The organism is Streptomyces sp. ITFR-21, from assembly GCF_031844685.1.
GTDB lineage: Bacteria > Actinomycetota > Actinomycetes > Streptomycetales > Streptomycetaceae > Actinacidiphila.
Genome location: NZ_CP134605.1, coordinates 5,975,502 through 5,986,779, shown reverse-complemented (window position 1 = coordinate 5,986,779; position 11,278 = coordinate 5,975,502). Strand labels below are relative to the sequence as shown.

Below are 11,278 nucleotides of genomic sequence, written 5' to 3'. Positions count from 1 at the left end.
TGATCAATCACTGAGGAACAAAGGAGAGATCAGGGACAAGTCGCACTGGATATAGCGTGATCACGCGTCAACTACGGCCTCATCGCCCGGTAGTTAAGAGAAACATCGGACGTCGGACCCCTTGACGCCCTCTGGGCATGAGAGTTGAATCGCCGCGCGCTGAGAGTCTCCTGCGGACTCGGCACGGTGCGCTTCCGACACCGCATGCCTCCCCCCACCGCATACGCGCACTGGAGTGATCTCCCATGGGTGTCCCGTCGTACCTTCCCCACCACACGTGCCGGCGGATCGGCCGCCGCCGGCGCCGCGGCCCTGGGTGTGGGTACCCGCGCTGCCGTCGCCACAGCCCCGGCCGCGGCGCTGGCCAGCGCGCCGGGCGACGTGGTCGGCAAGATCAGCGTCGGCTACCAGGGGTGGTTCGCCTGCGCGGGCGACGGCGCCCCGATCAACGGCAGGTGGCACCGGAGCCGGAACTGGGGGCAGGCGCCCTCGCCGTCGAACAACGCCGTCAAGGCGTGGCCGGCACGCGCGGGTACGGCAGGACGTATCCGACGGCGTACGGCGACTTCAACGGCGGCGGGGCCGCGACCCTGTTCTCCTCCTACGACCAGAGCACGGTCGACACGCACGGCGGGCCCGTGGGAGACCTTCCAGCTCGTGCACAACGGCAACGGCACCGTCAGCCTGAAGGCCCTGGCCAACAACCTGTACGTCACGGCGGACAACGCCGGAGCGTCCCCCCTGATCGCCGACCGGACGGCCGTCGGGACGTGGGGGCAGTTCGACCTCATCGCCTCGTGACCGCTGCCGGCGCCCCTCCCCGACGACGGCGGACCCGCTCGCCCGTTCCGCCGCCACGTACCCGACACTCCTGCAACGACGGAGGAACGCATGCCCTTTCCATCCGCGGTCCGGCGGCGGTCGTAGCGGATCGCCGCCTGCCTGCTGGTGGCCGTGCTCGCCGTGGCCGCCTCCACCACGGCCGCGACCACCACCGCGGCCACCGTGGCCACCGCGGCGACCACCGCTTCCACCCAGCCCGCAGCCGCCGCCCCCGCCGCGGCGGCGCCGCTTCCGTGTGACGTCTACGCTTCCGGCGGTACGCCGTGCGTGGCGGCGTACCGCACCACCCGGGCGCTGTACACCTCGTACAACGGGCCGCTCTACCAGATCCAGCGCGCCTCCGACGGCGGCCGGCTGAACATCACCCCGGCGTCCGCCGGCGGGGTGGTCGACTCCGCGCCCCAGGTGTCCTTCTGCTCCGGGACGACCTGCACCATCACCGAGCTGTACGACCAGACGCCCAACGCCAACCACATGCCCGTCTCGGCGGGCACGTCCTGCTCGGGCTGCTCGGGCTGCTCGCACGGCATCCCCGGTCCCGGACCGAACGGGTCGGACATCGGCGTGAACGCCATGGCGCTGCCGGTGACGGCCGGCGGCCGGCCGGCGTACGGGGCGCTGTTCAACGCCCAGGGCATGGGATACCGGATCCAGAACGCCAGGAACGTGCCGACCGGCTCCCAGCCCGAGGGCATCTACATGCTGACCTCGTCGAACCTCACCAGCCGCCCGGTACGCCCCCGACGGCGTGCCGGCTGCTGCTTCGTTGCGGGCTGCTGCTTCGTTGCGGGCTGTCCGCCGGCGGTCAGGGCGGTCGGCGCCTCGGCGTCATCGCCGTCCGGGCGAGGGCGGCGCGTTCGGCGCCGCGGTGCCGCTGCCGGGTCCACCTCGTCCGGGCGATGCCGGACTCCGTCCGCTGAGCGGGCGCCGCACCCGCCGGGCGCCACGGCACGGGCGGCCGGGCGGCCGGGCGGCCGGGCGGCCGGGCGGCCGGGCGGCCGGAGCGTTCTCCTTGCGTCCCGGGCGGGCGCGCCACCGTGCCGGAGGCCGGACGGCGACGGCGAAGGGCCCGGTCGGCCCTGCACGCTCTCCGGCCGCCCGGCGACCATCGGAGAGGAGGACACCGGACGACGACGAAGCGAGGGGGCTGTCACCATGACGGCGATCACCGAGGCCACACCCCGGACGGCGGCGACCGGCCCCTGGGCCGGCTTCGCCGGGCAGATGTGGCGGGAGCACATCGCGGTGCGCGACTTCATCCAGGCCAACTACACGCCTTACGAGGGCGGCCCCGGATTCCTGGCCGGGCCGACCGAGCGCACTCTCGCCGTGTGGTCGCGGATCACCGCGCTGCTGCCCGAGGAGCGCCGCCGGGGAATCCTCGACGTCGACACCGCCATCCCGTCCACCATCACCTCGCACGCCCCGGGGTACATCGACCGCGACCGCGAACTGATCGTCGGCCTGCAGACCGACGCGCCGCTGAAGCGGGCGATCATGCCGAACGGCGGGCTGCGGATGGTGGAGAACGGCCTGCGGGCGTACGGACGCGAACTCGACCCGTTCGTCGCGAAGGTCTTCGGCACGTACCGCAAGACGCACAACGCGGGAGTCTTCGACGCCTACACGCCGGAGATGCGCCGCGCCCGCAAGGCGGGCGTCATCACCGGCCTGCCCGACGCGTACGGCCGCGGGCGGATCATCGGCGACTACCGCCGGGTCGCCCTGTACGGCACCGCGCGCCTGGCCGAGGCCAAGCACGCCGAGCGCGCCCGGCTGGACCGGGAGCCCTCCACGGCAGAGGTGATCCGGGACCGGGAGGAGCTGGCGGAGCAGATCCGCGCGCTCGGTGAACTGGCCGCGATGGCCGCCGCCTACGGCTGCGACGTGACCCGCCCGGCCGCCACCGCCCACGAGGCCGTCCAGTGGCTGTACCTGGGCTATCTCGCCGCGGTGAAGGAACAGAACGGCGCCGCGATGTCGCTGGGCCGGACCTCGACGTTCCTGGACGTCTACCTCCAGCGGGACCTCGACGCCGGACTCATCGACGAGCACCGCGCCCAGGAGCTGATCGACGACTTCGTGATCAAGCTGCGCATCGTCCGCTTCCTGCGCACGCCGGAGTACGACGCGCTGTTCTCCGGTGACCCGACATGGGTGACCGAGTCCCTCGGTGGGATGGGTACCGACGGCCGCACCCTGGTCACCCGCACCTCCTTCCGCTTCCTCCAGACCCTCTACAACCTCGGCACCGCGCCCGAGCCGAACCTCACCGTGCTGTGGTCGCCCCGGCTCCCCGACGGCTTCAAACGGTTCTGCGCCCAGGTGTCGGTCGACACCAGCGCCATCCAGTACGAGAACGACGACCTGACGCGGCCCCGCACCGGCGACGACACCGCCATCGCCTGCTGCGTCTCCGCCATGGCGGTCGGGCGGCAGATGCAGTTCTTCGGCGCCCGCGTCAACCTCGCCAAGGCCCTGCTCTACGCCGTCAACGGCGGCCGGGACGAGCTGACCGGCGACCAGATCGCCCCGCCGGCGCCGCCCCTGACCGGCGAGTACCTCGACTACGACGAGCTGTCCGCCGCGTACGACCGCACGCTGGACTGGCTCGCGGCGACGTACGTCAACGCCCTCAACGTCATCCACTTCATGCACGACAAGTACGCCTACGAGCGGTTGGAGATGGCGCTGCACGACCATCCCGTGCACCGCTTCATGGCCTGCGGCATCGCCGGACTGTCCGTCGCCGCCGACAGCCTCTCGGCCGTCAGGTACGGCCGGGTGAAGGTGGTCAGGGACGCCACCGGTCTCGCGGTGGACTACGAGACCGAGGGCGACTGGCCCGCGTACGGCAACAACGACGACCGCGCGGACGCGCTGGCGACCGGTCTGGTCGAGTCGTTCATGGCGAAGATCGCCCGCCACCCGGCGTACCGGGACGCCGAGCACACGCAGTCGGTGCTCACCATCACCTCCAACGTCGTCTACGGCCTGCACACCGGCGCCACGCCCGACGGGCGCCCAGCCGGCACGCCCTTCGCCCCGGGCGCCAACCCGATGAACGGCCGCGACCGGCACGGCATGATCGCGTCCGCGCTGTCCGTCGCCAAGATCCCGTACGCCCAGGCCCGCGACGGCATCTCGCTGACCTCGACGGTCACCCCCGAGGGTCTCGGCCACGACCCGGACGAGCGGGCCGCGAACCTGGTGGGCATCCTGGACGCCTACACGGCCGGTGGCGGATTCCACCTCAACGTCAACGTCCTGGACCGGGCCACCCTCGAGGACGCCATGGCCTGCCCCGAGAAGTACCCCGAGCTGACCATCAGGGTCTCCGGCTACGCCGTCAACTTCGTCCGCCTGACCCGCGAGCAGCAGCTCGACGTGATCAGCCGCACCTTCCACGGTGCCCGGTGAACACCCGGCACGCGGCCGCTCCGGGGCCGTCGGCCCCCGACCCGGCGCCTGCCGGCCGGATCCACTCCTGGGACCTGTCGACCGGCGTGGACGGGCCCGGCACCCGGTTCGTCCTCTTCCTCAGCGGCTGCCCGCTGCGCTGCCTGTACTGCGCCAACCCCGACACCTGGCACATGCGGGACGGGCGGCGGGCGACCGCCGACGACGTGATGGCGGAGATCGGCCGGTACGCGGCCTTCATCGGCGCTGCCGGCGGCGGCGTCACCCTCACGGGAGGAGAGCCGCTGCTCCAGCCCGCCTTCACCGCGGAGATCCTGCGCCGGTGCCGTGCGGCCGGTCTGCACACCGCCCTGGACACGTCCGGGTTCCTGGGCGCCCGCGCGAGCGACGAACTGCTCGCCGACACCGACCTGGTCCTGCTCGACGTCAAGTCCTTCGACGTACCGGCCTACCGCGCGCTCACCGGCGGCGAGCTCGCCCCCACCCTGAGCTTCGCCACGCGCCTGGACCGGCTCGGGGTCCCGGTCCGCATCCGCTACGTCCTGGTGCCCGGCCGGACCGACGACGAGGCGGCCGTGGACGGCCTCGCGTCCTTCGCGGCGGGCCTCGGGAACGTGCAGCAGATCGACGTGCTCCCCTTCCACAAACTCGGGGCCGCGAAGTACGAAGCCCTCGGTTTGCCCTTCCCGCTGCGGGACACCCCCGTACCCGACGGGGCTCTGGTGGACCGGGTGCGGGCACAGTTCCGGTCCCACGGACTGCGCGCGGTGTGAGATCCGCTGGGCCCCGCCGGGGGTGCGCACCCGGCTCGCCGCCAAGGGCGACCCGGGTGCCGCCCGGACGCCACTGACCACGCGTCGGTGATCACGGTACACAGCGCAGGCAACTCGTCCCGGGGGCCGTCCTGTCGCGCACAGGTCCGCTTCCCGGCCCCGGGGGTGGGAAGCGGACCTACCTGCGTTCTCGCCCGGCGCGCCGTCAGCAGGGAAGAGCGGTGCGGCCGGCAGCGCCCGTGGCGCCGGTGACGCCGTCCGCGGTGGCCGTGGCGTCGGTGCCGTTGCCGCCGGGCTTGCCGGGGCACACCGGGCTGGCGGCACCGCCGGCCCCGCCGGTGCCGCCCTTGTGGCCGCCGCCGGCCGTGGAGGCGCCGCCGTTGCCGCCTCTCCCGCCGACGATCCCGGTACCGGCGTCACCGACCCCGCCTACGCCGCCCTTGCCACCGGTGCCGCCGAGAGTCGCGGCACCCCCGTTGCCGCCGGGGCCGCCGTTGCCGCCCGCGCCGCCCGCACCGCCCCCGCCACCCCCGCCGCCGGTGCTCCCGATGCCGTTGGCGTTCCCGCCGGCGCCGCCGATGCCGCCGTTGCCGTTGGCGCCGGCGGCACCACCGATGCCGCCGAGGCCGCCGATACCGCCCTTGACCCCCAGACCGTTGGGACCGTTGCCACCGGGGACGCCGAGGCCGATGTGCGACGGGACGCCGGGGGTGGCGGTTTGCGACCCCGCGAAGGCGGGTGTGGAGGTGGACGCGAGGCCGGCTACGGCGATCACGGTGATCAGGAGGGTCCGGCGGCTGGCGATGACGCGCGGGAAGCGCATGCGGGTACGCCTTTCAGTTGTGCAGCCGGAGATGTTCCCCGGCCGACAAATGACCAATTTACGCCGCAAATGACCGATTCGCACCCTGTGGGTGACAGCGGCTCAGAACGGTCTCGGCCCGCCACGGCAGGCCGACCGTCCACTACCGGCAGGACGCCGCCTCCCCTCCGCGCAGCGGCGTACGACACGGTCGACGGCCCGGTCGCGGTGAGACAGCCGGGCCGGGCCGAAACAGGTCGGAACCCCGCGCGGCCGGGCGGACCCGGCGGGAGCGGCGGGAGCGGCGGCGGCCGCGTCGCCGGCGCGGACCGGACGTGAGTCCCGGCCCGCCCGTACGCTTCCCGCACAGCGCGCGCGGGGCTCATCGGTGAAGGAGAAGAACCGCGGACGAGCCCGCACCCGGCCCCGCCGCCGATCCCGGCGACCCCTTCGAGGGGGCCAACGCCACCGCGTGCCTGCTGCGTACGGACACCGGGAGCACGGTCCTGCGCTGCTTCGAACAGCCCCCCTCGGCCGCGGTCGAAGGCCGGTACCGGGAACGCGCCCGGCAGGCGGCGAACACCGGGCACCCGGTCCTCGCCCGCGTGCGCTGGCCGGACCAGGCGGTCAGGATCGACAGCGCGTGGTGGCCGGCCGTGGTGACGGAGTACGTCGAGAAACAGAGCCCGCGGCCCTCATTTGTGCTCATCCGAACGATCCGGAGGCCCTGGCGACGGTGCTGGTCGTCTTCGCGATCGTGTTCGCCGCGGTCAAGGTCCACGTCCTGTAGCCCCGGGCCATCGCAAAGGAGAGACGGATGACCGGTTCCAGGCTCCACGGGCGGCCGACCGGCCCCCGGTCACGCGGACATCTGCTGCTGCTCGCCGCACTCGTCACGGCTGCGTTGCGCGCCACGCAGCCCACCGGGCCGCGGCCCCCGCGGCGGGCGGGGCGGGCTCCGCCGCCGTCCGCGGCGAGCGGACACCGCTCGCCTTCACCACCGTCCGGTGACGCGCGCCCGGCTCCGCCCGGCGACGGGCCGAAGCCGTCGCCGCCGCTGTTGCGGTGGCGACGGCTTCGGCCCGGTCCGCCCGGTCGGCTCTGCCGGCCGGGGCAAGCGGACCGGCGAATCCGCTCCCCGGGGCGGAAACCCTCATCCCGCAGGTCCGCCACAGCGGATCAGGCCCGGCCCCGGACACCCGCGACGGTACAGCGGTCCCCCGGCACGGGGCGGTTCACCAGGAGTGCGGCGAGTGGGAGGGCTTGCGCAGGAACACGGACTTCGGGATGTAGCCGGTCACGACCTGCGTTTTGTCGACCACCTCGGAGACGTGGTAGTTCACCGCGAGCGAGGCGAACGAGTACGCCTCCGCGATGGTCATCCCCTGCGTACGGCCGAGGAAGTCGATGGTCTTCTGCACCGCGATCTTGATGGCGCGGTCGAGGTCCCAGTCGATGCCCATGATCAGCCAGTCGGTGTCGGTCTCGGCCCACGGCAGCTCGCTCGGGGTGTTCTTGAGGACGGTGATGCGGAACGTCCCCGACAGCGAGTGCTCGACGGCGGTCTGGCTGACCTCGCCGTCGCCCTGGACGCTGTGGGAGTCGCCCATGAACAGCTGGCCGCCCGGCTGCCAGACCGGCAGGTAGAGCGTCGTCCCGACGGTCAGGTCGCGGTTGTCCATGTTCCCGCCGTACTTGCCGGGCTCGGTCGAGGACTGGACGCCGGTCGCCGGCGGCGAAGCGTCGGGCGTCGAGCCGACGAACTCGCCGGTGGGCGGGGCGACGGCGATCGTGCCCATGAACTTGTGCGTCGGGATCTTGATCGAGTCGGAGAAGTGGATGACCTCCTTCCCGTGCCAGATGCCGCTGCGGTACATGTGGGTGCGCGACAACAGGTCCGACGGGATGTTCAGCGGGACGTCGCCCTGCCGCCAACCCGGGTACGACGTCGCCATCACGCCGCTGGTCGGTGAGGTGCCGTTGAAGCCGTAGTCGACGCGGGTGTCCAGCGCGAGGTACTCGATGGCCAGGGTGTCACCGGGCATGGCGCCCTTCACGTAGACCGGGCCGGTCATGACGTGGCCGCCGCCGTAGTTCTGGTTGGCCGCGCGCCGGGCCGGCAGACTCTCCCAGAACGCCGTAGCGTCGGCCAGCACCTCGCTCGGCTTGATCCCGAACTGGGCCATGTAGTCGACCGGGCTGACGGAGCCGGTCAGGCCCTGCTGCGACAGTGCGTCGACACGTACGGTCTCGCCGGACCTCATGGTCACGCCCGGTTTGGCGTCGATCGGGAAGCCGCCCCAGTGCAGGTTGCCCGGCGTCGACTTCAGGTGGTGGTCCCATCTCTCCGGGACGAACCTGCGCGCGTTGGCGGGGGTGGCGGCCGCGGACGACGCGACGGCGCCCGTCAGCCCGGCGGCGATCGGCACCGCCAGGCCGGCGGTCAGCAGGGTGCGCCGACTAGTGGGATTCGTGGGGCGTTTCATGGGGACTCCTGGCATGGTGAGGACCCGGCCGTCGAGGGGCGGGAGAAGCCGAAGAGAGGTTCGGCGGGTGGTGTCACCATCCCGACGGATCGTTTCCGACGTGTCTCGCCGGCACTGCGCGAAGGTCAAGACGGGCTCTCACGGCCGCCGTAAGTGAGCGCCCCGGGGTCAACACCCTGCCCGCGGGCTCGCATCGGCCGGCGCCAGGACGCACGGGCGGGCTCCGACCGCCGCGGCCCGGCCCGCTCCGAGAGCAGCGCCGGACACCCGTCGCGCGGCCTGCCAACAGGAGGCGTACCGCCCCGCCTTCCTGACGGATCGATCGGTCGGTCGCCGGGCCGGGCCGGCGTTCGCAGCGTCGGTCGGGAAAGCGCGCCCGTGCTGACGGGACTGCGTACGCCGGGGCGTGCTCGCACCGTCGGGACGGCGGGATGTGGACCCGCGCCGCCTCGGGCCGCCGGTGGAGAGAACTCACAGCCGTTGACCGTCAACCGCATCAGGTCCGTTCATCACCCCTTCGGGTGACGCGTCAGCTTTCTCGCCGGAATCTCGGGCGCGGCCCGCACAGTAGAGGTCCCGGCCGTGCCCAAGGGCTGCCGCCGGGCCCAATGCCCCGCCGTCCGAGGCCGGGCCGCTGCGAGAAAGGGAACACCATGGTTTACGAGGCCCACCGGCGAGCCGCGCTGGTCTTCACCCTGTTCGACGCCAACGGCAACGGGGTGCTCGACGCCCACGACTTCGACCTCATGACCGAGCGCGTCCTGGCGGTCGCGGAGGACTCACCCGAGACCGCCCGGCAGGCGCTGGCCGACAGCCTGCGCCACTACTGGGAGGTGCTGCTCACCGCCCTGGACTCGAACGGCGACGGGGTGATCAGCCCCGAGGAGTTCCGCGGCACCGTACTGAGCCCCGAACTCTTCGGCGCCGCCGCCGCCGCCTTCGCCGACGCCCTGGCAGCGCTCGGCGACCCCGACGGCAACGGGCTGATCGAACGGCCCCGGTTCCTCGCCCTGATGACCGCGATCGGCTTCGAGAAGCCCAACACCGAGGCGCTGTTCGACGTCTTCGGGCCGGACGCCGACGACCGGATCGCCGTCGCCACCTGGGCCGACGGTATCCGCGACTACTACTCCCCGGAGAAGGTAGGGATCCCGGGCGACCGCCTCGTCCCGACCTCCGTCTGACGTTCTTCCCCCACCGCCGAAGGAGCTCCCGCATGACCGCACCGCGCATCGCCCTCGCCGTCGGCCGCGGCACCGGCCCGGATCTCGCCCCCGTCTTCGAACGGGTGCTGTACCGGATCACCCGGACGCACGGTACGCGGGTCGAGGTGGTGCGGTCGCCGCAGCTCTACCATTCCTACGTCTCGCTGCGCGCCGAGGCCGCCGGCACCGCGGAGATCGCCCGGCTCACCGCGCGGGACGCCGCGCACTACGAGCGGTTCTGCCGCGAGCAGGCCGCCTCCGGCGTCCGGGCGGTGTTCCGCACCGCGATCAACGCCCAGTCGCTGTACCTGGTCCGGCAGCGGCTGGCCGCCGTCAAGGTCGAACCGCTCACCGCCGGTACGGCCCGGATGCTGCTGGTCCGCGACCAGGCGCAGGGCTTTTACACCGGCGTGAACCGGCACACCCCCGGCAAGGTGGTGCGCACCATGGAGTTCAGCCGGGCCGTCACCGAACAGGTCCTGCGCTACGCCGTGCGCCGCGCCCGCGCGCTCTGGCCGGACGGGCCGTCCCGGGTCCTGATGGCCTACAAGTACCACCTGCTGGACGGGACGCTCGACGACTGGACGGACGACCTCTCCGCCCGACTCGGTGTCGCCTTCGAGCTGTTCCAGCCCGACACGGTCAACCGCAACCTGATCGCTCACGGCCCCGAAGACCGCACCGTGCTGGTCGCCGGCAACGAGTGGGCGGACATCATGCACGTGGTGCTGCTCGACCGGTACGGCGCGGAGCGGCAGGAGAACCGCTGCACCGAGAACGTCCACCTGGCCCCGGAACTGCACGAGTTGACGGAGTACCAGACGGTGCACGGCTCGGCCGACGACCTGGCCGGGCGCGACACGGTCAACCCGGTCGCCACGATCCGGGCCGCCGCCCGGATCGCCGAACGGCACGCCGGCTGCCCCGGCGCCGAGGCCGCCGTCGAAGCCGCGCTGGTCGGCGTCCAGGCCCGCGGTATCCGCACCCCCGACCTCGGCGGTGAGTCCGGCACCACCGCGGTGGTGGACGCCGTCCTCGCCGAACTCGGTGCGCGCGCAGGAGTGTTCGCTCCCGCGCCGGTCGCCACTCCCGGCGCCTCCAAGGCCGGTTCCCGGTGACCGACGCGCCCCGCACCGCACTGCTCGTGATCGACCTGCAGAACGACTTCTGCGCCGGCCCGGTCGCTGCCGCCCGCTTCCCCGGCGACCCCGAACGGCTCGCCCGTGTCGCCGCGAACAGCGCCCGCGCCGTCGAGCTGGCCCGGACGGCGGGCATCGACGTACTGTTCGTCCGCTTCCTCGGCGACCCCGCCCACCAGGGGCCGGCCTGGCGGCGGCGCGACGCCCTGCTCGGCAAGCGCCCCAAGTGCCTGGAGGGCGGTTGGGGCGCGGAGTTCCACGGCGTGCGGCCTGGGCCCGGCGAGGAGGTGTTCACCAAACGCGCCGGCTTCGACGCGTTCCTCGACGAACGGCTCGAACCGCACCTGCGCCGGCGCGGCATCGACCACCTGGTCCTGGCCGGCCTGTTCACCGACGTCTGCGTCGACTCCACAGCCCGTACCGCCTTCCAGCGCGGCTTCCACCTCACCGTCCTGCGCGACTGCACCACCGCCCTGCACCTCGCCGACGCGGACATCCTGCACTTCATGGCCCGGGTGTACGGGGCCCGCGTCGCCGACCTCGCCGAGCTCCCCTTCACCTCACCGTCCGCGCCCCACTCCCCCGTACCCACGGGGCAGCGGTGACCGCG

Annotated in this window: 8 protein-coding genes and 1 pseudogene; 7 read left to right on the top strand and 2 right to left on the bottom strand. The window is 72.9% G+C overall.

Translation table 11 applies throughout. The features are described from left to right. Nucleotides 1-249: 249 nt before the first annotated feature. From RLT57_RS33515 to pflA, 4 genes and pseudogenes are all read left to right on the top strand, one after another. The gene (locus RLT57_RS33515; RefSeq protein WP_399129468.1) at nt 250-801 is read left to right on the top strand and encodes a fascin domain-containing protein; all 552 of its coding nucleotides are present in this window, start codon (nt 250-252) and stop codon (nt 799-801) included. Between the two features lie 147 nt (nt 802-948). Continuing rightward, a pseudogene (locus tag RLT57_RS26760) lies at nt 949-1,557 on the top strand (arabinofuranosidase catalytic domain-containing protein); the annotation flags it as partial. A 441-nt stretch (nt 1,558-1,998) separates the two neighbouring features. Beyond that, nucleotides 1,999-4,263: a formate C-acetyltransferase gene (gene pflB / locus RLT57_RS26755; protein ID WP_311300883.1), complete on the top strand. Its 2,265-nt coding sequence runs from the start codon at nt 1,999-2,001 to the stop codon at nt 4,261-4,263. Beyond that, nucleotides 4,260-5,036 carry a pyruvate formate-lyase-activating protein gene (gene pflA / locus RLT57_RS26750; protein ID WP_311299804.1) on the top strand — a complete coding sequence of 259 codons (777 nt, stop codon included), beginning with the start codon at nt 4,260-4,262 and terminating at the stop codon, nt 5,034-5,036. The genes pflB and pflA overlap by 4 nt, the downstream gene beginning before the upstream one ends. Before the next feature lie 205 nt (nt 5,037-5,241). Here pflA and RLT57_RS26745 read toward each other — a convergent pair whose 3' ends face one another. Together RLT57_RS26745 and RLT57_RS26740 are read right to left on the bottom strand one after the other, a co-directional pair. Beyond that, a complete protein-coding gene (locus RLT57_RS26745) occupies nt 5,242-5,859 on the bottom strand; it encodes a hypothetical protein (protein WP_311299803.1) in 618 nt (205 codons plus the stop codon). A 1,214-nt stretch (nt 5,860-7,073) separates the two neighbouring features. Beyond that, nucleotides 7,074-8,324 carry an acetamidase/formamidase family protein gene (locus RLT57_RS26740; protein WP_311299802.1) on the bottom strand — a complete coding sequence of 417 codons (1,251 nt, stop codon included), beginning with the start codon at nt 8,322-8,324 and terminating at the stop codon, nt 7,074-7,076. A gap of 653 nt (nt 8,325-8,977) precedes the next feature. Between RLT57_RS26740 and RLT57_RS26735 the strand changes: the two genes are divergently transcribed. Genes RLT57_RS26735 through RLT57_RS26725 form a run of 3 tightly spaced genes read left to right on the top strand, consistent with a single transcriptional unit; the run spans nt 8,978 to nt 11,273 of the window. Continuing rightward, nucleotides 8,978-9,508, top strand: a complete 531-nt coding sequence (locus RLT57_RS26735) for an EF-hand domain-containing protein (RefSeq protein ID WP_311299801.1) — start codon at nt 8,978-8,980, stop codon at nt 9,506-9,508. Nucleotides 9,509-9,540: 32 nt separating this feature from the next. Next, nucleotides 9,541-10,647 carry an isocitrate/isopropylmalate family dehydrogenase gene (locus tag RLT57_RS26730; RefSeq protein WP_311299800.1) on the top strand — a complete coding sequence of 369 codons (1,107 nt, stop codon included), beginning with the start codon at nt 9,541-9,543 and terminating at the stop codon, nt 10,645-10,647. Continuing rightward, the gene (locus RLT57_RS26725; protein WP_311299799.1) at nt 10,644-11,273 is read left to right on the top strand and encodes a cysteine hydrolase family protein; all 630 of its coding nucleotides are present in this window, start codon (nt 10,644-10,646) and stop codon (nt 11,271-11,273) included. Before RLT57_RS26730 ends, RLT57_RS26725 begins: the two co-directional genes overlap by 4 nt. Nucleotides 11,274-11,278: the final 5 nt, after the last annotated feature.

Bases quoted from the DNA above. Each gene is read 5' to 3' on its own strand.
- pflB (WP_311300883.1), top strand. From the start codon at position 1,999: ATGACGGCGATCACCGAGGCCACACCCCGGACGGCGGCGACCGGCCCC.
- RLT57_RS26745 (WP_311299803.1), bottom strand. From the start codon at position 5,859: ATGCGCTTCCCGCGCGTCATCGCCAGCCGCCGGACCCTCCTGATCACC.
- RLT57_RS26740 (WP_311299802.1), bottom strand. From the start codon at position 8,324: ATGAAACGCCCCACGAATCCCACTAGTCGGCGCACCCTGCTGACCGCC.
- RLT57_RS26735 (WP_311299801.1), top strand. From the start codon at position 8,978: ATGGTTTACGAGGCCCACCGGCGAGCCGCGCTGGTCTTCACCCTGTTC.
- RLT57_RS26730 (WP_311299800.1), top strand. From the start codon at position 9,541: ATGACCGCACCGCGCATCGCCCTCGCCGTCGGCCGCGGCACCGGCCCG.